Here is a 19,783-nt window from a genome sequence, read left to right as displayed (position 1 = left end):
CGGACCGGTGCCACGATCGCTGGATGACCCGCTACCTCCACGGCCATGCCGCTCCGGTCGTGTCCTCGCACGCGGCCCGCACCGCCGAGACCTCCGCCGGCTACCTCCTGCCGCACCTGCAGCCGGGCCAGCGGGTCCTCGACGTCGGCTGCGGGCCGGGCACGATCACCCTCGACCTCGCGCAGCGGGTGGCGCCGGGCGAGGTCGTCGGCGTCGACGCGTCGGCCGAGGTGGTCGAGGCCGCCCGGGCCGCGGCTCGCGAGGCCGGGGACGAGCTCACGACCTTCGAGGTGGCGGACGCGATGGCCTTGCCCTGGGCGGACGACTCCTTCGACGTCGTCCACGCCCACCAGGTGCTCCAGCACGTCGCCGACCCCGTGGGGCTGCTGCGCGAGATGGCGCGGGTGACCCGACCGGGTGGTCTCGTCGCCGCGCGCGACGCGGACTACGAGGCGATGACCTGGGCGCCGGCGCACCCGGGGCTCACCCGCTGGCTCGAGCTCTACCGGGCGGCAGCGCGGGGGACCGGGGCCGAGCCCGACGCCGGCCGCCACCTGCTCGGGTGGGCGCACGCCGCCGGCCTCACCGACGTCACCGCGACGGCCTCGGTATGGTGCTACGCCGACGACGAGGCGCGTGAGTGGTGGGGCGGGCAGTGGCAGCGGCGGGCCGTCGAGTCGGGCTTCCACGACGAGGTGATCCGGCAGGGTCTGTCCGACGAAGGGGGCATCGCCGACGTCGTCGAGGGGTGGCGGGCGTGGACGCACTCGCCCGACGGCTGGTTCGTCGTCGTGCACGGTGAGGTGCTCGCCCGGGTGCCTGCCGCCGGGTGACGACCCCGGTGCGATACTCGGGGCCGCCCGTGACCCCCCTTCGCCTGGAGTGCCTGCATGACGATCACCGCCGCCGCTGACGGCTCCGCCCTCGGCAACCCCGGCCCCGCTGGCTGGGGCTGGTACATCGACGACGAGCGCTGGGCGTGCGGCGGCTGGCCGCACGGCACCAACAACATGGGCGAGCTGACCGCCGTCCTCGACCTGCTCCAGCAGACGGCGCACCTCGACGAGGAGCTGCACGTCATCTGCGACAGCAAGTACGTCATCAACTCGATCACCCAGTGGATGCCCGGCTGGAAGCGCAAGGGTTGGCGCAAGAAGGACGGCAAGCCGGTCCTCAACGTCGAGATCATGCAGGCGCTCGACGCGGCGATGCAGGGGCGCCGGGTGAGCTTCGAGTGGGTCAAGGGGCACGCCGGCCACGAGCTCAACGAGCACGCCGACCGGCTCGCCACGAGCGCCGCCGCGGCATGGTCGAAGGGGGCTGCCCCCGAGCCCGGCCCCGGCATCCCGGGCGCCGGGTCGGGTCCTGCGACGCCGGCTCCCTCGGCCCAGCCCGTCGCGCAGGAGCCGGACGAGCCGCTGTCGCTCTTCTGAGGGCCCGGGGTCAGAGCCGGCCGAGCAGCTCCTCGCGGCGGTGTTCGGCGAGGGCGCCGGAGTCGATGGCGAGCCGGGTGGCGTCCCGGTCACCGAGGAAGGCGCGCAGCAGGGTCGGCACGTCGAGGCCCGAGCCCGACGGGGTCACGGTGATCTGGTCGCCCGGTCGGATCTCGCCGGATTGCACGACCTGAAGGTAGGCGCCGCTGCGGCCGTGCGCGGCGAAGCGCTTGACCCAGCCCCGCTCGCCCATCCGCTCGGCGAAGGTCGCGCAGGGCACGCGGGGCCCGCGCACCTCGAGCACGGCGGAGCCCACGTTCCAGCGGTCGCCGATCTCGCTCGCGTCGACGTCGAGGCCGCTCGTCGTGAGGTTCTCGCCGAACATGCCGTCGGGCAGCTCGCGCCCCAGGGCTGCCGCCCAGGCGTCGAGCTCCTCGCGGGCGAAGGCATAGACGGCCTGGTCGCTCCCGCCGTGGTGGCGTCCGTCGCCGATGTGGTCGCCCTCGACGCCGGAGACTCCCGCGCCGTCCTCGACGCGCTTGGGCCCGGGGTCGGCGACGGTGATGACGTCGACGGGCTGCTTGCCGATGCCGGTGGGCCTCCCCTTCGGCACGCGCTGGAGCATGGGTCGGCCGACGTTGACGCTCAGGACGCGGGGGAGGGGCACCCGTGGAGCCTACGTCTCGGGCGGTCGCCGTCCCGGCCCGACCTCGCCTCCGGGTCGAAGGGGGATCCACAGCCCGGATCGAGGGCCGGGCGACATCCACAGGTTGGTCCCCGTGGAGGACTCGGTGCGTGCCGGGGCGCCATCGTGGCGGCTGTGGGAGACAAGCCAGCGAGCCGGACGGAGACCGCGGCCGCGCTGCGGGCGGCCGCCTGCGATGCTGCCCTCGCCAGCGACGGGCTGCTCTCGCGTGCGCAGCTGCGAGAGCTCGGGATCGACCGCAACCGCGTGGCGCGTGAGGTGTCCGCCGGGCGGTGGCGCCTGCACGGGCGGCAGTCGGTGGCCGTGCACACGGGCGAGCTCTCCACGACGGCGCGAGCGTGGTCGGCCGTGTACGAGAGCGGAGGAGATGCCCTCGTCGACGGGGTCACCAGCTTGCAGCTGGCCGGTGTGCGGGGACCGACCGATGAGGCCGTCCACGTCTCGTTGCACCACCTGTGCCAGACGCGGCAGATCGCGGGTGTCGTCCAGCACAAGGTGTCCCGACGGGTCGAGGGCGAAGGGGTGAGCGCCGGTGTCCCTCGGACGCCACCGGCCCTGGCGGCCGTTCGCGCTGCGAGCTGGGCTGCCTCGGACCGGCAGGCGGCTCTCTTCCTCGTGATGCCCGTGCAGCAGCGCATCATCACGGGTGGCCACCTCGTCGCCGCCGCGGAGCTCTACCGGGGCAGGCGCCGGTGCGCGGTCATCCGCGACCTCGTCGCCGACATCGCCGACGGCGCCCACTCCCTGGGGGAGCTCGACATCGGGCCGTGGCTGCGCGCTCGGGGTCTGCCGATGCCCAGCCGGCAGTCCGTGCGTGCGGTCGGGGGCCGCACCAGGTACCTCGACGTGTGCTGGGACGACGTGGGGTTGGCGCTCGAGATCGACGGCGCGGCCCACACCGAGGGCCTGGAGGTGGCGCACGACCATCTGCGGCAGAACTCGCTGGTCATGGATGACCACCTCGTCCTGCGAATGAGTCTGATCGGGCTGCGCGTCGTCCGCGAGGAGTTCCTCGACCAGGTGGTTGAGGCCTACCGGATGCTCAGGGAGCGGTCGCGCAGGAGTGCCTGAATCGAAGAAGGAACGCCCGCTCGAGCGGGCGTTCCTTCTTCGAATGCGCGGCCCCTGGGCAGCAGCGGCCCGGGTGAATCGGGTGTCAGGTCAGCGGGGGAGGGCGGAGGCCGCCCAGCCACCCCGCGAGGGGTGCACCGCCGGGCGGACCAGCCGCTCGGGCGAGGACCAGCGCGAAGGGGGACCCGCCGGGGCCTCCTCCTCGCCGCCACCCAGCCCGGACAGGACCGCGACGAGCGCCGCGACCTGCTCCGGCGAGGCGTCGCCGAGGACCTCGATGCGCGGGCCCGCGGGCGCCGCAGCCTCGGGCTGCTCGCCCTGCTCGGACGACTGCTCCTGCGAAGCCATCACAGCGGAATGTTCCCGTGCTTCTTGGGCGGCAGGGTCTCCCGCTTGGTGCGCAGGGCCCGCAGCGCCTTGGAGACGTTCATCCGCGTGTTGCTCGGCGTGATGACGGTGTCGATGTAGCCACGCTCGGCGGCGACGTAGGGGTTGGCGAGGGCGTCCTCGTAGGCGGTGATGAACTCCTGCCGGGCCGCCTCGACGTCGCGCCCCTCGGACTCGGCCGCGGCGATCTGCTTGCGGTAGAGGATGTTGACCGCGCCCTGCGCGCCCATGACGGCGATCTGGGCGGTCGGCCACGCGAGGTTGATGTCGGCGCCGAGGTGCTTGGAGCCCATGACGTCGTAGGCGCCGCCGTAGGCCTTGCGGGTGATGACCGTGACGAGCGGGACGGTCGCCTCGGCGTAGGCGTAGATGAGCTTCGCGCCGCGGCGGATGATGCCGTTCCACTCCTGGTCGGTGCCGGGGAGGAAGCCGGGGACGTCGACGAAGGTGAGGACCGGGACGTTGAAGGCGTCGCAGGTGCGCACGAAGCGGGCGGCCTTCTCCGAGGCGTCGATGTCGAGGGTGCCGGCGAACTGCATCGGGTTGTTGGCGACGATGCCGACCGACTGGCCCTCGACGCGGGCGAAGCCGCAGATGATGTTGGGCGCGAAGAGCGGGTGCACCTCGAGGAACTCGCCGTCGTCGACGACGGTCTCGATGACGGCCTTCATGTCGTAGGGCATGTTCGCCGAGTCGGGGATGATCGTGTCGAGCGCCAGGTCGGTGTCGTTGACCGCGAGGTCGAGCTCGCCGCCGAAGACGGGCGCCGTCTCGAGGTTGTTGCTCGGCAGGTACGACAGGAGCGCCTTGACGTAGTCGATGGCGTCCTCCTCGTCGGTGCCCATGTAGTGCGCGACACCGGACTTGGTGTTGTGCGAGCGGGCGCCACCGAGGTCCTCGAACTCCACGTCCTCACCGGTGACGGTCTTGATGACGTCGGGGCCGGTGATGAACATGTGCGAGGTCTGGTCGACCATGACGGTGAAGTCGGTGACGGCGGGGGAGTAGACGGCGCCGCCGGCGCAGGGGCCCATGATGAGCGAGATCTGCGGGATGACGCCCGAGGCGTGCACGTTGCGCTTGAAGATCTCGCCGTAGAGACCGAGGGAGACGACACCCTCCTGGATGCGCGCGCCGCCGGAGTCGTTGAGCCCGACGACGGGGCAGCCGATCTTCATCGCGAAGTCCATGACCTTGGTGATCTTCTCGCCGAAGACCTCACCGAGGGACCCGCCGAAGACCGTGAAGTCCTGCGCGAAGACCGCGACCTGACGACCGTCGACCGTGCCGTAGCCGGTGACGACGCCGTCGCCGTAGGGGCGGTTGGCCTCCTGGCCGAAGGCGGTCGAGCGGTGGCGCGCGTACTTGTCCATCTCGACGAAGCTGTCCTCGTCGAGGAGGAGCGCGATCCGCTCTCGGGCGGTCTTCTTGCCGCGGGCGTGCTGCTTCTCGATGGCACGCTCGGATCCGGCATGCGCGACCTCGGCCACCCGACGCTTCAGGTCGGCGAGCTTGCCGGCCGTCGTGTGGATGTCGATGCCGTCGGGGACGTCGGTGCCACCGATCGCCTGAGCGTCAGTGGTCTCGGTGCTCTGGGACATGACGCGCAGCCTAGCCTTGCGCGCATGCTCCCTCCGATCGACGTCCAGCGTCTGACCACGGCGTTACCCACCTCACAGGGGTGGGGTGCGGTCGTGCACCGCGAGGTCACCGGATCGACCAATGCCGACGTCCTCGAGCGCGCGGTGCCGTGGTCCCCGGTGCTCGCCGACCTGCAGACGGCCGGCCGCGGACGTCTCGGTCGCGCCTGGCAGGAGGTCCCCGGTGCCGGGCTGGCGATGTCGGTGCTCGTCCCGACCGTCCCTGCACCCGGCTGGCTGCCCCTGGCCGCCGGGCTCGCCGTGCGTTCCGCGCTGACCGAGGTCGGCGTGGCCGCCGAGCTCAAGTGGCCCAACGACGTCCTCGTGCCCGCCGACGGTGACCGCAAGGTCTGCGGCGTCCTGTGCCAGATGCTCCCGTCCGGCACCGGCGTGGTCGTCGGCATCGGGATCAACGTGCACCACGAGCGCGACCAGCTGCCCGTGGCGACGGCGACCTCCCTTCGCCTCGTCGGTGCGCAGGTCGACCGCACCGACCTCGCCGCCTCCGTCCTCCGCGGGCTCCGCGGGCTGCATGCCGACCTCGCGGCAGGCGACGAGCGGGCGAAGGGGGTCCACCTCGCCTATCGCGAGGCCTGCGGCACCATCGGTCGCCTCGTCGACGTCCACCGGCCCGACGGCTCTGTGGTCACCGCGACGGCCACCGGTGTCGACGACGACGGGAGGCTGGTCGTCAGCGCCGACGGGCGCTCGGATACGGTGGCGGCAGGTGACGTGCAGCACATCCGCCCCGCGGGCACGTCGCCTCGTCCGTGACCGGGGGCCGGTCACGCGTCCCCCGGAGCGTGGAGGTGGCAGTGTCGAGCGATCCCACTGACGACCCCACCGCCGCGGCGGCGGCGCACGCCGACGGGTACGACCCGGCGCTCGAGGCCTTCGAGCGGGCGATGCTCGGTCGGCCCGCGAGCATGGGGCGACGCGAGGTCTCCCGCGAGGCGGGCGTCTCGATCCGCTCGGCTCGCAAGTTCTGGCACGCCATGGGCTTTCCGGTCGTCCAGGAGGGCGACACGATGTTCACCGAGGCCGATCTCGAGGCGCTCACCCGGGTCGCCACGATGGTCCGCGAGGACGACATCCCCGAGGAGTTCGCGCTCGCCATGACCCGGGCGATCGCGCGCACCATGGACCGGCTCGCCGCCTGGCAGGGGCAGCTCGTCAGCGAGGAGATCGCCCGCCAGCGGCAGGGTGACGACGAGCAGGACGACGGCCACCGCCTCGCCCCGCCGGACGCCGAGGACGACGCGACCCCGCTCGGTGCGGCCGCCGCGTCGACCCGCGATGCCGAGGCCGCCGCCACCTGGCTCGCCGACCTGTCCGACCAGCTCGAGCCGCTCGTCGTCTACGTGTGGCGCCGCCAGCTCACGGCGACGATCCAGCGCCTGCTGACCGTCGAGGAGGACGGCAGCCGTGCCTCGGTCATCGGCTTCGCCGACCTGGTCAACTTCACGTCCGTCGTGCGTCGACTCACCGAGCGCGACCTCGCCCGCATGGTCCAGCGCTTCGAGGACCTGTGCACCGACGTCGTCACCGCCCACGGTGGCCGCGTCGTCAAGACCGTGGGCGACGAGGTGCTCTTCCAGACCTTCGAGGTCGCGCCCGCCGCGGCCATCTCGCTCGACCTCGTCGAGGCGATGAGCGAGGACGACCTGCTCCCGTCGGCGCGCGTCGGCATGGCCCACGGGCCGGTCGTGCGGCGTCTGGGCGACGTCTTCGGAACGACGGTCAACCGCGCCAGCCGGCTCACCGCGGTCGCGCCGCCCGGTGGTGTCTTCGTCGACGACGCGCTGGCCCGCCTGCTGGAGCCGCTCAGCGGATTTTCGACCCTGCCGACCCGCCCGCGCTCGCTGCGTGGCATCGGCGAGGTCGCCCCGAGCCGGCTCGTGCGGGTCACCGGTGTGCGCGGCCCTGCGCATGTCACCGCGCACGTCTGAGCTGCAGTTCCTATGATCCGACCCATGACACGAGTGCTGCTGGCCGAGGACGACGCTGCCATCTCCGACCCCTTGGCCCGGGCCCTCGTCCGCGAGGGCTACGAGGTGACGGTCCACGAGGACGGGCGCGATGCGCTCGATGCGGCGATCGGCACCCCGCCCGACCTGCTGGTCCTCGACCTCGGGCTGCCCACGCTCGACGGCCTCGAGGTGTGCCGTCGGATGCGCGCCACCGGCTCCGACGTGCCGGTGCTCATCCTCACCGCGCGGGCCGACGAGGTCGACACCGTCGTGGGTCTGGACGCCGGCGCCGACGACTACGTCACCAAGCCCTTCCGCCTCGCCGAGCTCATGGCGCGGGTGCGTGCGCTGCTGCGTCGTCGCTCCGACGACACCGTCGAGCCGACCGGTCCGCTGCGCATCGACGTCGACAGCCGACGCGTGTGGTTCCACGGCGAGGAGCTGGCCCTGACGGCCAAGGAGTTCGCGGTCCTCAGCGTCCTCGTCCGGGAGGCCGGCCGGGTCGTCACCCGTGAGCAGCTCATGGGTGAGGTCTGGGAGACCGAGTGGTACGGCTCGACGAAGGCGCTCGACATGCACATCTCCGTCCTGCGCCGGAAGCTCGGTGACGACGTCGCCGACCCGCGCCACATCGCGACGGTGCGTGGCGTCGGCTTCCGCTTCGACTCGTGACCTTCGCGGGTCAGGCCCGTCGGCTCCTCCTCGCGGCGGTCATCGGGGTCGCTGTCGTCACGGCTCTCGTGCTCGGGAGCGTGGCGCTGGTCTCCGGTGACGGGGGCGAGCACGTCCTCGGTCTCGACCTCGTCGGCTGGACGGTCGTCGCCCCCTTCGTCGGGGTCGTCACCGTCGGTGGCGGCGCCTTCCTCGTCCTGCGGGTCCTCGAGCGGCGCCGGGCGGAGGGCATGGCCTTCATCCAGCGCCAGGTGGCGGCGATCCGCGACGGTGACGGAGCGCTGCCGCGCTCGGTCGTCGGGCTGCGCGACATCGACCAGGTCACCGGCGACCTCGCCCGGCTCGCCGGCGAGCTGGCGCGGCAGCGGGCCCTCGACCGCGACTTCGCCGCCGACGCCTCGCACCAGCTGCGCACGCCGCTGACGGCACTGCTCATGCGGCTGGAGGAGATCGGCCAGACCGACGACCTCGCCGCGATCCGCGACGAGGCGGCCGTCGCCGTCACCCAGGTCGAGCGCCTCACCGGCGTCGTCGACACGATGCGCACGAGGTCGAAGGGGGAGGAGGCCCAGCTGCCCGAGATCTCCCTCGACTCCGTCCTCGCCGGCCTGCAGCGCGAGTACCAGCCGGCCTTCACCGCCGCTCGTCGCGCCATGCGCGTCGACGGTCCGCCCGGGCTCGCCGTGCGCGCCTCGCCGGTCGACCTGTCGCAGATCCTGCAGACCCTGATCGAAAATGCGCTGGCCCACGGCGCCGGTCGGGTCGAGATCGAGATCCGCAGCTCGGGGACCTCCGTGGTCATCGAGGTGAGCGACGAGGGAGAGGGGATCCCTGCGGCGATCGCGCCGCACATCTTCGAGCGCTCGGTGACCTCGCACGGCTCGGGCCTCGGGCTCGGCCTCGCGCGCCAGCTCGCCGAGCGCAACGGTGGCCGTCTCGAGCTCGTCCAGGCCCAGCCGGCCGTCTTCTGCGTCTTCCTCTCCGGCCCCGGCAGCCGCTGACAGGCCCGAAGCCGCAAGACTCCGCAAAACCCTAGGGTCTTGCGAAGTTGGGCCCGGTGAACTCTGCAAAACCCTAGGGTCTTGCAGAGGCGTCAGGTGGGGGAGTCGTCGCTCTCGAGGGGTGAGGTGTCGACGTCCATCGGTTCGTTGGCGAAGACGAAGCGCCGGTAGGTCCAGAAGCGGAAGAGCGTGCCCAGGCCGATGCCGATGACCGTCGCGATGTTGTCCGCGAGCCGGGTCTCGAAGCCCAGGACGTAGTGCGAGATGACGAGGCAGGCCGTCGAGATGACCAGGGCCAGGCCGTTGACGACGAAGAAGAGCGTCACCTCGTGGTGGACCGGGCGGGAGCGCCGGTGCGCGAAGGTCCAGCTGCGGTTGCCGAACCACGCGAAGAGGGTCGCCGCGACGCCGCTGAGGAGGCGGGCCGTCGTCGGCTTGCCCTCGAGGACGGTGTGGGTCAGCAGGTTCATCCCACCGAGGTCGATGACGAAGGAGATCGCGCCGACGAGGCCGAACTTCGCGACCTCGTGCCAGATCGTGTCGACGAGGCGCCCGAGGCCGCCACGGCGGCGTACCGGGGTCACGTCGTCCGCGGTGTCGGGGGCCGCCTGGGTGGAGTCGGGCATCTCGTGCAGGGTAATCCGCGACGGTGACAATTGGCGGCACCGTATCCTCGGCACGTGTCGATCCCCCCACGTGCCCCCGGAGGTTTCCCCGTCGTCGGTGTGATCGGTGGTGGTCAGCTGGCGCGGATGTGCGCCGGCCCCGCGGCCGAGCTCGGCGTGACGCTGGCGGTCCTCGCCGAGGCGAGCGATGCCTCGGCGGCGCTCGTCACCCCCTTCGCCCCGGTCGGGGACCACACCGACGTCGAGACGGTCCGCGACTTCGCCCGCCACTGCGACGTGGTCACCTTCGACCACGAGCACGTGCCCGCGCCGGTGCTGCAGGCCCTCGTCGCCGACGGCGTCGCCGTCCACCCGGCCCCCGAGGCCCTCGTGCACGCGCAGGACAAGCTCGTCATGCGGCGGGCTCTCACCGACGCCGGCGTCCCCTGCCCGCGGTGGGCCCCGGCGGAGAGCGAAGGAGAGGTCCTCGCCTTCGCGGAGGAGGTCGGCTGGCCGGTCGTCGTCAAGACCCCCCGCGGCGGCTACGACGGCAAGGGCGTGCTCGTCGCCGACGGCATCGACGACGTGCGCGACTGGCTCGCCGCCGCGGCCGAGCGCGGCGAGCAGCTGCTGCTCGAGGAGGCCGTCCCCTTCGTCCGTGAGCTGGCGGTGCTCCTCGCCCGCAGCCCCTCCGGTCAGGCCGCCGCCTGGCCCGTCGTCGAGACCGTGCAGACCGACGGGATCTGCACCGAGGTCATCGCCCCGGCGCCGGACCTGCCGGCCGATGCCGCCGAGGCGGCCACCCTCGTCGGGCTCGACATCGCCGCGGCCCTGGGCGTCACCGGGGTCATGGCCGTCGAGCTCTTCGAGCTCGCCGACGGCTCGGTCGTCGTCAACGAGCTCGCGATGCGCCCGCACAACTCCGGCCACTGGAGCATGGACGGGGCGGTGACGGGGCAGTTCGAGCAGCACCTGCGGGCCGTGCTCGACCTGCCGCTCGGCTCGCCGCGTGCCCGCGAGCCGTGGACCGTCATGGGCAATGTCCTCGGTGGCGAGCCCACCGACCTCTACCCGACCTACCGGCACCTCATGGCCCGCGACCCGGAGCTCAAGGTGCACCTCTACGGCAAGGCCGTGCGCCCCGGCCGCAAGATCGGCCACGTCAACGTCAGCGGCACCGACCTGGCGGACCTGCGCGAGCGGGCCCGTCACGCGGCCGACTACATCCAGGGAGTGATCACCGAATGACCAGTGACAGCAGCAGCCCGCGCGTCGGTCTCGTCATGGGCAGCGACAGCGACTGGCCGACGATGGAGGCGGCCGCCGAGGTGCTCGAGGACTTCGGCATCGCCTTCGAGGCCGATGTCGTCTCCGCGCACCGCATGCCCACCGAGATGGTCGAGTACGGGCAGCAGGCCGAAGGGAGGGGCCTGCGGGTGATCATCGCCGGCGCCGGCGGCGCCGCGCACCTGCCCGGCATGCTCGCGTCGGTGACGACCCTGCCGGTCGTCGGCGTGCCCGTGCCCCTCAAGCACCTCGACGGCATGGACTCGCTGCTGTCGATCGTGCAGATGCCGGCCGGCATCCCCGTGGCGACGATGGCCGTCGGGGGAGCCCGCAACGCGGGGCTGATGGCCGTGCGCATCCTCGCCGCCGGCGAGGGCGAGGAGGCGCAGCGTCTGCGATCGGCCCTGGCGAACTTCGCCGCGGACCTGTCGGCCCAGGCCCATGCGAAGGGGGAGCGCCTGCGTCAGCGGGTGGCCGCCGCTCGTGCGACGGCGCCGGAGACCCCAGAGCGGGCCTGACCCCCTTCGCTCGGGTCGGTCAGCGCGCGGCGCCCTCGTTGCGCAGCTGGCGCCACTCGATCTTGGGGCAGGTGTTCATGACGACCTGCAGGCCGGCCTCCTTGGCGCGGTCGGCCGCGGCCGGGTCCTCGACGCCGAGCTGCATCCAGATGGCGTCGATCTGGAGGCGGTCCTTGTTGGCGATCGCCTCGTCGACGAGGGCGCCGACCTCGCCGCTGTTGACGAAGAGGTCGATGACCTTGACGTCGCCGTCGGGGATGTCGGAGATCGAGGCATATCCCTGGTCGCCGTCGACCGCCTCGGCCGAGTGGTGCACGGGGATGATCGCCTTGTGCATCTCGTACTTCAGCCAGCGGGCCACGCGGTAGGCATCGCGGTCGGTGTTGCTGCTCAGGCCCACGACCACCCAGGTGCCCGGGTCCGCGATGAGGCGCCGCATGATCTCCGTGTCGTTCTTGTGCGTCAGGCTCATGTGACCCATCCAACGCCCCCGCGCCGGGGGAATCAACGGCCCACGCCACGCCGGGACGCGGAATGTCATGCCGGTCGGACATAATGCGCCCGGGAGTACACCCCAGACCCGAGCGCAGTGAGGAATCACGTGACTACCAAGATCGCCGTCGTCGGGACCGGTTATGTCGGCCTGTCCATGGCCGTCCTGCTGGCCCAGCACAACGAGGTGGTCGGTTTCGACATCGACGCCCGCCGCGTCGAGATGCTCAATGCCGGCACCAGCCCGATCCAGGACGAGAAGATCATCGACTTCCTCGCCCACCGTGAGCTCGACCTGACCTTCACCCTCGACAAGGAGCAGGCCTACGCGGGCGCCGACTTCGTCGTCATCGCGACGCCGACGGACTACGACCCGGACACCAACTACTTCAACACCGGCTCCGTCGAGGGCGTCGTGCGCGACGTCATGGAGATCAACCCCGACGCCGTCATGGTCGTCAAGTCGACGATCCCCGTCGGCTTCACCGCCGGCCTGCGCGAGCGGCTCGGGACCGACAACCTGATCTTCAGCCCGGAGTTCCTGCGCGAGGGCAAGGCCCTGGAGGACAACCTCTACCCCAGCCGCATCGTCGTCGGCGAGGTGAGCGACCGCGCGCAGCGCTTCGCCGACCTGCTCGTCGAGGGCGCCGAGGACACCGACACCCCGGTGCTGCTCACCGATTCCACTGAGGCCGAGGCGATCAAGCTCTTCGCCAACACCTACCTCGCGATGCGCGTCGCCTACTTCAACGAGCTCGACACCTTCGCCGCGACGCACGGGCTCAACACCCGCCAGATCATCGACGGCGTCGGCCACGACCCGCGCATCGGCACGCACTACAACAACCCGTCCTTCGGCTACGGCGGCTACTGCCTGCCCAAGGACACCAAGCAGCTGCTGGCCAACTACCAGGACGTCCCGCAGAACCTCATGCAGGCGGTCGTCGACTCCAACCGCACCCGCAAGGACTTCGTCGCCGAGGACATCCTGCGTCGCCAGCCCAAGGTCGTCGGCGTGCACCGCCTGATCATGAAGTCCGGCTCGGACAACTTCCGCGCCTCCTCGATCCAGGGGATCATGAAGCGCCTCAAGGGCAAGGGCGTGCAGGTCGTCATCTTCGAGCCCGCCCTGCAGGAGGACGAGTTCTTCGGGTCGAAGGTCTACCGCGACCTCGAGGACTTCAAGTCCGTCTCCGACGTCATCATCGCCAACCGCCGCACCGCGGACCTCGAGGACGTCGCCGACAAGGTCTACACCCGCGACCTCTTCGGCACCGACAGCTGAGCCGTTTCGCCGTCCCCCCTTCGCTCCGGTTGCTCCGGTCGAAGGGGGGACGGCTGCGCCCGCCGAAGTCCTGCGTTGCGTACATGCCTCACGGTGGCGTGACTGACTGCGGCTTGATGTGCGCAGCCATCCCCCTTCGGCCTGCGCCTGATCATGACTGGCGTCGGCGTGTTGTGGGTAGGCGACAGACGTCGTCGTGGGTCTTGTCGTTGAACACCTGTGCAAGGCCGATCGGGCGGCCGGTAGCATCACGGCCGTGAGCGCGAATCCCGACTTCGACATGTTCCGTACCTCCGAGGACCACGAGGCGATCCGTGAGGCCGTCAGGGCCGTCGCGGAGGCGAAGATCAAGCCCTTCGCAGCCGAGGTCGACGAGGAGTCCCGCTTCCCGAAGGAGGCCAACGAGGCCCTCATCGCGAGCGACTTCCACGCCGCCCACGTGGCGGAGGAGCACGGCGGCGTCGGTGCCGACGCCCTCGCCGTGTGCATCATCATCGAGGAGGTCGCCCGCGTCTGTGCGTCGTCCTCGCTCATCCCCGCGGTCAACAAGCTCGGCTCGATGCCGGTGATCCTCGGCGGGTCCGAGGAGATCAACGCCCGCTACATGCCGCGCCTGGCGAAGGGGGAGGGCTTCAGCTACGGCCTCTCCGAGCGTGAGGCCGGCTCCGACACCGCGGGCATGAAGTGCAAGGCCACCAAGGACGGCGACGACTGGATCCTCAACGGCCAGAAGGCCTGGATCACCAATGCCGGCGAGTCCGAGCTCTACACGGTCCTCGCGGTCACCGACCCCGACGGCCCGCGCGGCAACAACATCTCGGCCTTCGTCGTCGAGAAGTCGGACGAGGGCTTCGGCTTCTCGGAGAAGGAGCGCAAGCTCGGCATCAAGGGTAGCCCGACGCGTGAGCTGCACTTCGACAACTGCCGCATCCCCGGCGACCGCATCGTCGGCGCCGAGGGCGAGGGCCTGAAGATCGCCCTGCGCACCCTCGACCACACCCGCGTGACGATCGGCGCCCAGGCCGTCGGCATCGCCCAGGGCGCGCTCGACGAGGCGCTGGCCTACGTCAAGGAGCGTCAGCAGTTCGGCAAGCACATCGCCGACTTCCAGGGCATCCAGTTCATGCTCGCCGACATGGCGATGGAGCTCGAGGCCGCCCGCCAGATGGTCTACGTCGCGGCGGCGAAGTCCGAGCGCCACGACGCCGACCTGTCCTTCTTCGGTGCCGCGGCGAAGTGCTTCGCCTCGGACGTCGCCATGAAGGTCACGACCGACGCCGTCCAGCTGCTCGGCGGGGCGGGCTACACCCGCGACTTCCCGCTCGAGCGGATGATGCGCGACGCCAAGATCACCCAGATCTACGAGGGCACCAACCAGGTGCAGCGGGTCGTCATGGCGCGCCAGCTGCTCAAGGGCCTGCCCACCGCGCGCCTTCGTCGGTCTGACGGTGTGGGCGGGGCTCAGCCTTCGTAGGTGTAGAAGCCGCGACCGGCCTTGCGGCCGAGGAGGTTGGCGTCGACCATGCGCTGCAAGAGCGGCGGGGGAGCGTAGAGCGGCTCCTTGAACTCCTCGTAGAGCGACTGGGCGACGGCCATCGTCGTGTCGAGACCGATGAGGTCGGCGAGGGCGAGCGGGCCCTGAGGGTGCGCGGCACCGAGCACGAAGCCCTGGTCGATGTCCTCGGCGGTGGCGAAGCCCGACTCGTACATGCGGATCGCGCTGAGGATGAAGGGGATGAGCAGGCTGTTGACGACGAAGCCGGCGCGGTCCTGGCAGGTGATGGCGTGCTTGCCGAGGTCACCGTCGACGTAGGCGCGGGCCCGCTCGACCGTCTCGTCGGCCGTCATGAGCGAGGGCACGAGCTCGACGAGCTTGAGGACCGGCACGGGGTTGAAGAAGTGGACGCCGAGCACGTTGGCCGGGCGCTTGGTGACCGTCGCGAGCTTCATGATCGGGATCGAGCTGGTGTTGGACGCGAGGATCGCCTCGGGCGAGGAGACGATCTCGTCGAGCTGCTTGAAGAGCTCGACCTTGGCCGCCTCGTCCTCGAGGATCGCCTCGACGACCATCTCGCGGTCGGCGAGCTCGGTGAGCTCGGTGACGACCCGGATCCGGCCCAGCACCTCGTCGGCCGACTCGATGCGGCCGCGCTCCTGCGCGCGTCGCAGCGACTTCTCGAGGCGGCCGCGCCCGGCGTCCGCCCGCTCCTGGTCCGACTCGACGACGACGACGTCGGAGCCGGCTCGGGCGCACACCTCGGCGATGCCGGCACCCATGAGGCCGCACCCGACCACCCCGACCTTCTGCAGCGTGTTGTCCATGCGCTCACGGTATCCGGTGTGTGACACCCCTCACCCACCGGGATCCGGGCATAGCCTGCAGGGGAGGTCACCACCGTCGAGGAGGTCAGATGAGAGTCGCCCTCATGGCCACGTGCATCGGGGACACGATGTTCCCGGACGTCGCGAAGGCCACCGTCCGACTGCTGGAAAGGTTGGGAGTGGAGGTCGACGTGCCACCGGGGCAGACCTGCTGCGGCCAGCCGATGATCAACACCGGCTACTTCGACGAGGCCGAGCCCGTCGTGCGCTCCTACGCGAGCACCTTCGCCGACTACGACGCCGTCGTCCTCCCTTCGGGCTCCTGCGCCGGAAGCGTCCGCCACCAGCACGAGATCATCGCGCGGCGCTCCGGCGACGCGGAGCTCGTCGCCGCGGTGGAGCGCCACGGACCGCGTGCCCACGAGCTGTCGGAGTTCCTCGTCGACGTCCTCGGGGTCACCGACGTCGGAGCGTCCTTCCCGCACTCGGTCGCCTACCACCCGACCTGCCACTCGCTGCGGATGCTCGGGGTCGGGGACCGGCCACGACGGCTCCTCGAGGCGGTCCGCGGCCTCGAGCTGCGCGAGCTGCCGCAGGAGCGGGAGTGCTGCGGCTTCGGCGGCACCTTCGCCGTGAAGAATGCCGACGTCTCCGCCGCCATGGGGCAGGACAAGGCGGCCCACGCCATCGAGTCCGGCGCCGAGGTGCTCGTCGCCGGGGACTCCTCCTGCCTCATGCAGATCGGCGGGATCCTCTCCCGTCAGGGGTCGCCGGTGCGCACGATGCACCTCGCCGAGGTGCTCGCCGCGACCGAGGAGGTGCCCGCATGAGCGCCACCTTCCTCGGGATGCCGCCCTTCCCGGAGGCGGCCGTCGACGCGCTGGCCGACGACCAGCTGCGGCGCAACCTGCACAAGGCCACCCATACCATCCGTGACAAGCGCGCCGACGTCATCGGCGAGCTCGACGACTGGGAGGGCCTGCGCACGCGGGCCGCGAGCCTCAAGGACCGCGCCCTGCACGACCTCGACACCCAGCTCGTGCGGCTCGAGGAGCGGCTCACCGAGCGCGGGGTGACTGTGCACTGGGCCCGCGACGCCGAGGAGGCCTGCCGGATCGTCGGCGACATCGCCGAGGGCCACGGCGTCGACGAGGTCGTCAAGGTCAAGTCGATGGCCACCCAGGAGATCCAGCTCAACGAAGCCCTCGAGGCCCGCGGGATCTCGGCCTGGGAGACCGACCTCGCCGAGCTCATCGTCCAGCTCGGGCACGACCTGCCGAGCCACATACTCGTGCCCGCGATCCACCGCAACCGCACCGAGATCCGCGACATCTTCACCCGCGAGATGGGGCAGGTCGGCCGGCCCGCCCCCGACGACCTCACCGACGACCCGGCCGCGCTCGCCGAGGCCAGCCGGCTGCACCTGCGGGAGAAGTTCCTGCGGGCCAAGGTCGCCGTCTCCGGCGCCAACTTCGCTGTCGCGGAGACGGGCTCGCTCGTCGTCGTCGAGTCCGAGGGCAACGGACGGATGTGCCTCACGCTGCCCGAGGTCCTCGTCAGCGTCGTGGGGATCGAAAAGGTCGTGCCCACCTGGGACGACCTCGACGTCTTCCTCCAGCTGCTGCCGCGCTCGAGCACGGGTGAGCGGATGAACCCCTACACCTCGACCTGGTCGGGGGTCACCGAGGGCGACGGCCCGCAGCAGTGTCACGTCGTGCTGCTCGACAACGGCCGCACCCGGGCGCTCGCCGACGAGGTCGGCCGGCAGGCCCTGCGCTGCATCCGCTGCTCGGCCTGCCTCAACATCTGCCCCGTCTACGAGCGCACCGGCGGCCACGCCTACGGCTCCGTCTACCCGGGGCCGATCGGCGCGATCCTCAACCCGCTGCTCAAGGGGGTCGGCGAGAGCGAGCAGGTGGACTCCCTCCCCTTCGCCTCCAGCCTGTGCGGTGCCTGCTACGAGGTCTGCCCGGTGAAGATCGACATCCCGAGCGTCCTCGTCGACCTGCGCGCGCAGGTCGTCGACGCCCACCGGGAGGATCGGATCCCGGGTCCCGAGGCGGCCGCGATGAAGGCCACGGCCTGGGCCTTCTCCGATGCTCGCCGGCTCTCGCTCGGGCAGCGCGCGAGCGGGCTCGCCGGCCGGGTGCTCGACCGGGTCAGCCGACGCGACAACGCCTCCGGCAGACCGATGCTCGGCTGGCTGCCCTCGGTGGGGCACAAGTGGACGCAGTCACGGGACATGCCGGTCCCGCCCCGGCAGTCCTTCCGGCAGTGGTGGAAGGGGAGGTCGCGATGAGCAGCGCACGTGAGGAGATCCTGGCCGCGGTGCGTGACGCGGTCCGCGGGGCCGAGCAGGTCGAGGCCCCCGAGCCGCAGCCGACCCTGCCGCCGCCCGACCCGGGGCAGATGCTCGACCGCTTCGCCGAGCTGGTGAGCGACTACCGGGCGACCGTCGTGCGCTGCCGCTCCCACGACGTGCCCGTGCAGGTGCTCACCGCGTTGCGCGGCGCCGAGCGGGTCCTCGTCCCCGACGGGGTCCCCGACGCCGTCCGTGAGGCGGTCGTCGGCCGGCTGGGCGAGGACGCGGTGTCGACGGGAGATGTCGACGACCACGACGTCGAGGGCTTCGACAGCGTCGTCACGACGTGCGCCGCCGGCATCGCCGCGACCGGCACCGTCGTGCTCGACCACGGCGAGGGCCAGGGGCGTCGGGCGCTCACCCTGCTGCCCGACCGGCACGTCGTCATCGTGCGCGCCAGCCAGGTCGTCCCCGACGTGCCCCACGCCGTGCGGCGCCTGGACCCCCTTCGCCCGCAGACGTGGATCAGCGGGCCGAGCGCCACCAGCGACATCGAGCTCAGTCGGGTCGAGGGTGTGCACGGGCCGCGCACCCTCGTCGTCCTTCTCGTCGGCGACTGAGGTCTCCCTTCGAGACGGCCGCGGGCGGCCTCCTCAGGGAGCGAGTGGGCTCAGCTGTCGTCGGGCTCGACGGTGATCGACCGGTCGTTCTTCAGGTCGTCGAAGAGCTTCGGCGCCTGCTCCTCGTCCCACTGCACCGCCGAGCCGACGGGCGTGGGCAGGTTGTTGTTGGAGATCGGCACGGTCACCGAGTTGCCGTCGCCCTTGGCGATGCTGCGGAAGGCCCAGAAGGCACGCGCCGTGCCGAACATCGAGTCGTCCTCGCCGACGGTGAGGGCGCCGGCGCTGTCCTTGCCGAGGGAGTGGATCTTCCACGGCTGCAGCACCGTCGAGGGCGTGGCGATCTTGCCCATGAGGGCACCGAGGAACTGCCGCTGCCGCTTCGCCCGCCCGAGGTCACCCTCGGGGTCGGAGTAGCGGGCGCGCACATAGCCCAGGGCGGTCTTGCCGTCCATGTCCTGGCAGCCCTTCTTGAGGTTGATGTGCGCCTTGGGGTCGTCCATGTCGTTCTTGACGCAGATGTTGACCCCGTCGACCGCGTCGACGACCTGCGCGAAGCCCCCGAAGCCGATCTCCATGTAGCCGTCCATCTTCAGCCCGGTGTTGTGCTCGATGGTCTGGCTGAGCAGCTTGGGCCCGCCGATGCTGAAGGCGGCGTTGATCTTGTTCATGCCGTTGCCCGGGATCTCGACGTAGGAGTCGCGGGGGATCGACAGCAGCGTCGACTTCCCGCCGCCGGTGTGCAGCACGAGGATCGAGTCGGTGCGGGCTCCGCCGGTGTCGGAGCCGGTGCCGAGCTCGCGACGCTCCTCGTCGGTCAGACCGGCGCGGGAGTCGCTGCCGACGAGCAGGACATTGCGCCCCTCGCTGTCGGGGTGCGGCCCGGGCGGGGTGGCGTCGACCTTCGCGACGTTGGACCAGGCGCTGTTGACCGCCCAGACCATCGCGCCGCCCCACACGAGGGCGAGGACGAGGACGCAGATGCCCAGGGTGCGCAGCGGGCGGCGCCGTCGGCCGGGTCCGCCGGTGTCGGCGGGGCGGGCTGCCGGGCGGCGGGGACCTCCGGGTGCCTTCGGGCCGGCGGGACCACCGCTGGCCGGACGACGGGGGCGCTCCGCCGCGGGGCGCGAAGGGGGCGTGCCGGCGGGCATGACCCGCGTCCGGGGCTCCTCGACGGGCCGGCGGGACGAGGCCGCGGCCGGGCGGGGGCGTCCCTGGGCAGCCGGCTGCTGGCGGGGGCGCTGCTGGCGGGCGGGGCGCTCGCCGGAGGCGGGGGAGGGGCGGCCGGGTGCGCGCCGCTTGCCGGTCGGGATGGCCCGCGCGGTCTCGTCGTCGGCACGGCCGCGACGGACGTCGAAGGTCATCGCGTCGTCGTCGGGCCGACGGCCGGACGAGCGGTCGCCGGAGGGCCGACGCGGGCGGGAGGGGCGTTCAGGCATGCCGACGAGGATAGGAGCAAAGGCTGGCAGGTC

The 19,783-nt window shown here is 71.6% G+C and carries 21 protein-coding genes; 14 read left to right on the top strand and 7 right to left on the bottom strand.

What is annotated here, in order from left to right:
* Window positions 1–23: 23 nt before the first annotated feature.
* Window positions 24–833, top strand: a complete 810-nt coding sequence (locus ACQBJO_RS12100) for a methyltransferase domain-containing protein (RefSeq protein WP_421007496.1) — start codon at window positions 24–26, stop codon at window positions 831–833.
* A 57-nt stretch (window positions 834–890) separates the two neighbouring features.
* Window positions 891–1,433 carry a ribonuclease H family protein gene (locus ACQBJO_RS12095; protein WP_421007495.1) on the top strand — a complete coding sequence of 181 codons (543 nt, stop codon included), beginning with the start codon at window positions 891–893 and terminating at the stop codon, window positions 1,431–1,433.
* Window positions 1,434–1,443: 10 nt separating this feature from the next.
* On the opposite strand, the gene ACQBJO_RS12090 is transcribed toward ACQBJO_RS12095, so the two are convergent.
* Window positions 1,444–2,100 carry an MOSC domain-containing protein gene (locus ACQBJO_RS12090; protein ID WP_421007494.1) on the bottom strand — a complete coding sequence of 219 codons (657 nt, stop codon included), beginning with the start codon at window positions 2,098–2,100 and terminating at the stop codon, window positions 1,444–1,446.
* Window positions 2,101–2,253: 153 nt separating this feature from the next.
* On the opposite strand from ACQBJO_RS12090, the gene ACQBJO_RS12085 reads away from it, so the two are divergent.
* Complete coding sequence (locus ACQBJO_RS12085) at window positions 2,254–3,210, top strand: hypothetical protein (RefSeq protein ID WP_421007493.1); 957 nt, start codon at window positions 2,254–2,256, stop codon at window positions 3,208–3,210.
* Between the two features lie 90 nt (window positions 3,211–3,300).
* Here the strand turns inward: ACQBJO_RS12085 and ACQBJO_RS12080 are convergent, their stop codons facing one another.
* Together ACQBJO_RS12080 and ACQBJO_RS12075 are read right to left on the bottom strand one after the other, a co-directional pair.
* On the bottom strand, window positions 3,301–3,558 hold the full coding sequence (locus tag ACQBJO_RS12080) for an acyl-CoA carboxylase subunit epsilon (RefSeq protein WP_255184054.1): 258 nt from the start codon (window positions 3,556–3,558) through the stop codon (window positions 3,301–3,303).
* Complete coding sequence (locus tag ACQBJO_RS12075; RefSeq protein WP_421007492.1) at window positions 3,558–5,198, bottom strand: acyl-CoA carboxylase subunit beta; 1,641 nt, start codon at window positions 5,196–5,198, stop codon at window positions 3,558–3,560. Before ACQBJO_RS12075 ends, ACQBJO_RS12080 begins: the two co-directional genes overlap by 1 nt.
* 24 nt (window positions 5,199–5,222) lie before the next feature.
* On the opposite strand from ACQBJO_RS12075, the gene ACQBJO_RS12070 reads away from it, so the two are divergent.
* The 4 genes from ACQBJO_RS12070 to ACQBJO_RS12055 are packed head-to-tail and all read left to right on the top strand — an operon-like array spanning window position 5,223 to window position 8,880.
* On the top strand, window positions 5,223–6,011 hold the full coding sequence (locus ACQBJO_RS12070; RefSeq protein ID WP_421007491.1) for a biotin--[acetyl-CoA-carboxylase] ligase: 789 nt from the start codon (window positions 5,223–5,225) through the stop codon (window positions 6,009–6,011).
* Between the two features lie 41 nt (window positions 6,012–6,052).
* A complete protein-coding gene (locus ACQBJO_RS12065; protein WP_421007490.1) occupies window positions 6,053–7,186 on the top strand; it encodes an adenylate/guanylate cyclase domain-containing protein in 1,134 nt (377 codons plus the stop codon).
* A 24-nt stretch (window positions 7,187–7,210) separates the two neighbouring features.
* On the top strand, window positions 7,211–7,879 hold the full coding sequence (locus ACQBJO_RS12060; RefSeq protein WP_255184050.1) for a response regulator transcription factor: 669 nt from the start codon (window positions 7,211–7,213) through the stop codon (window positions 7,877–7,879).
* The gene (locus tag ACQBJO_RS12055) at window positions 7,876–8,880 is read left to right on the top strand and encodes a sensor histidine kinase (RefSeq protein ID WP_421007489.1); all 1,005 of its coding nucleotides are present in this window, start codon (window positions 7,876–7,878) and stop codon (window positions 8,878–8,880) included. Before ACQBJO_RS12060 ends, ACQBJO_RS12055 begins: the two co-directional genes overlap by 4 nt.
* A 92-nt stretch (window positions 8,881–8,972) precedes the next feature.
* On the opposite strand, the gene ACQBJO_RS12050 is transcribed toward ACQBJO_RS12055, so the two are convergent.
* Window positions 8,973–9,506, bottom strand: coding sequence for a GtrA family protein (locus ACQBJO_RS12050; protein WP_421007488.1), 534 nt, complete (start codon window positions 9,504–9,506; stop codon window positions 8,973–8,975).
* Window positions 9,507–9,560: 54 nt separating this feature from the next.
* On the opposite strand from ACQBJO_RS12050, the gene ACQBJO_RS12045 reads away from it, so the two are divergent.
* Entirely contained in the window at window positions 9,561–10,733 is a 1,173-nt protein-coding gene (locus ACQBJO_RS12045; RefSeq protein WP_421007487.1) for a 5-(carboxyamino)imidazole ribonucleotide synthase, read from the top strand.
* Window positions 10,730–11,290 carry a 5-(carboxyamino)imidazole ribonucleotide mutase gene (purE, locus tag ACQBJO_RS12040; protein WP_421007486.1) on the top strand — a complete coding sequence of 187 codons (561 nt, stop codon included), beginning with the start codon at window positions 10,730–10,732 and terminating at the stop codon, window positions 11,288–11,290. Before ACQBJO_RS12045 ends, purE begins: the two co-directional genes overlap by 4 nt.
* 19 nt (window positions 11,291–11,309) lie before the next feature.
* On the opposite strand, the gene ACQBJO_RS12035 is transcribed toward purE, so the two are convergent.
* Complete coding sequence (locus ACQBJO_RS12035) at window positions 11,310–11,762, bottom strand: CoA-binding protein (protein WP_369694812.1); 453 nt, start codon at window positions 11,760–11,762, stop codon at window positions 11,310–11,312.
* A gap of 177 nt (window positions 11,763–11,939) precedes the next feature.
* Between ACQBJO_RS12035 and ACQBJO_RS12030 the strand changes: the two genes are divergently transcribed.
* Together ACQBJO_RS12030 and ACQBJO_RS12025 are read left to right on the top strand one after the other, a co-directional pair.
* Window positions 11,940–13,067 (top strand): nucleotide sugar dehydrogenase, encoded by a 1,128-nt coding sequence (locus tag ACQBJO_RS12030; protein ID WP_430407182.1) that lies wholly within the window; start codon window positions 11,940–11,942, stop codon window positions 13,065–13,067.
* 256 nt (window positions 13,068–13,323) lie between these two features.
* On the top strand, window positions 13,324–14,541 hold the full coding sequence (locus ACQBJO_RS12025) for an acyl-CoA dehydrogenase family protein (protein ID WP_421007484.1): 1,218 nt from the start codon (window positions 13,324–13,326) through the stop codon (window positions 14,539–14,541).
* Here the strand turns inward: ACQBJO_RS12025 and ACQBJO_RS12020 are convergent.
* Complete coding sequence (locus tag ACQBJO_RS12020) at window positions 14,529–15,389, bottom strand: 3-hydroxybutyryl-CoA dehydrogenase (protein WP_421007483.1); 861 nt, start codon at window positions 15,387–15,389, stop codon at window positions 14,529–14,531. The genes ACQBJO_RS12025 and ACQBJO_RS12020 overlap by 13 nt on opposite strands.
* Window positions 15,390–15,478: 89 nt before the next feature.
* Here ACQBJO_RS12020 and ACQBJO_RS12015 point away from each other — a divergent pair, with 89 nt between their 5' ends.
* The 3 genes from ACQBJO_RS12015 to ACQBJO_RS12005 are packed head-to-tail and all read left to right on the top strand — an operon-like array spanning window position 15,479 to window position 18,311.
* Entirely contained in the window at window positions 15,479–16,219 is a 741-nt protein-coding gene (locus ACQBJO_RS12015) for a (Fe-S)-binding protein (protein ID WP_255184041.1), read from the top strand.
* Complete coding sequence (locus ACQBJO_RS12010) at window positions 16,216–17,688, top strand: lactate utilization protein B (RefSeq protein ID WP_255184040.1); 1,473 nt, start codon at window positions 16,216–16,218, stop codon at window positions 17,686–17,688. Before ACQBJO_RS12015 ends, ACQBJO_RS12010 begins: the two co-directional genes overlap by 4 nt.
* Entirely contained in the window at window positions 17,685–18,311 is a 627-nt protein-coding gene (locus ACQBJO_RS12005) for a LutC/YkgG family protein (RefSeq protein WP_255184039.1), read from the top strand. The genes ACQBJO_RS12010 and ACQBJO_RS12005 overlap by 4 nt, the downstream gene beginning before the upstream one ends.
* Window positions 18,312–18,361: 50 nt before the next feature.
* On the opposite strand, the gene ACQBJO_RS12000 is transcribed toward ACQBJO_RS12005, so the two are convergent.
* On the bottom strand, window positions 18,362–19,750 hold the full coding sequence (locus ACQBJO_RS12000; RefSeq protein ID WP_421007482.1) for an LCP family protein: 1,389 nt from the start codon (window positions 19,748–19,750) through the stop codon (window positions 18,362–18,364).
* Window positions 19,751–19,783: the final 33 nt, after the last annotated feature.

It is taken from the genome of Janibacter zhangyanbonis (assembly GCF_050507325.1).
Classification (GTDB): Bacteria; Actinomycetota; Actinomycetes; order Actinomycetales; family Dermatophilaceae; genus Janibacter.
The sequence above is the reverse complement of the archived record's forward strand: the minus strand, read 5'-3'. Positions and strand labels throughout refer to the sequence as shown.

Bases quoted from the DNA above. Each gene is read 5' to 3' on its own strand.
- ACQBJO_RS12075 (WP_421007492.1), bottom strand. From the start codon at position 5,198: ATGTCCCAGAGCACCGAGACCACTGACGCTCAGGCGATCGGTGGCACC.
- ACQBJO_RS12100 (WP_421007496.1), top strand. From the start codon at position 24: ATGACCCGCTACCTCCACGGCCATGCCGCTCCGGTCGTGTCCTCGCAC.
- ACQBJO_RS12060 (WP_255184050.1), top strand. From the start codon at position 7,211: ATGACACGAGTGCTGCTGGCCGAGGACGACGCTGCCATCTCCGACCCC.
- ACQBJO_RS12030 (WP_430407182.1), top strand. From the start codon at position 11,940: ATGGCCGTCCTGCTGGCCCAGCACAACGAGGTGGTCGGTTTCGACATC.
- ACQBJO_RS12070 (WP_421007491.1), top strand. From the start codon at position 5,223: ATGCTCCCTCCGATCGACGTCCAGCGTCTGACCACGGCGTTACCCACC.
- ACQBJO_RS12000 (WP_421007482.1), bottom strand. From the start codon at position 19,750: ATGCCTGAACGCCCCTCCCGCCCGCGTCGGCCCTCCGGCGACCGCTCG.
- ACQBJO_RS12050 (WP_421007488.1), bottom strand. From the start codon at position 9,506: ATGCCCGACTCCACCCAGGCGGCCCCCGACACCGCGGACGACGTGACC.
- purE (WP_421007486.1), top strand. From the start codon at position 10,730: ATGACCAGTGACAGCAGCAGCCCGCGCGTCGGTCTCGTCATGGGCAGC.
- ACQBJO_RS12020 (WP_421007483.1), bottom strand. From the start codon at position 15,389: ATGGACAACACGCTGCAGAAGGTCGGGGTGGTCGGGTGCGGCCTCATG.
- ACQBJO_RS12035 (WP_369694812.1), bottom strand. From the start codon at position 11,762: ATGAGCCTGACGCACAAGAACGACACGGAGATCATGCGGCGCCTCATC.
- ACQBJO_RS12080 (WP_255184054.1), bottom strand. From the start codon at position 3,558: ATGGCTTCGCAGGAGCAGTCGTCCGAGCAGGGCGAGCAGCCCGAGGCT.
- ACQBJO_RS12095 (WP_421007495.1), top strand. From the start codon at position 891: ATGACGATCACCGCCGCCGCTGACGGCTCCGCCCTCGGCAACCCCGGC.
- ACQBJO_RS12010 (WP_255184040.1), top strand. From the start codon at position 16,216: ATGAGCGCCACCTTCCTCGGGATGCCGCCCTTCCCGGAGGCGGCCGTC.
- ACQBJO_RS12005 (WP_255184039.1), top strand. From the start codon at position 17,685: ATGAGCAGCGCACGTGAGGAGATCCTGGCCGCGGTGCGTGACGCGGTC.
- ACQBJO_RS12015 (WP_255184041.1), top strand. From the start codon at position 15,479: ATGAGAGTCGCCCTCATGGCCACGTGCATCGGGGACACGATGTTCCCG.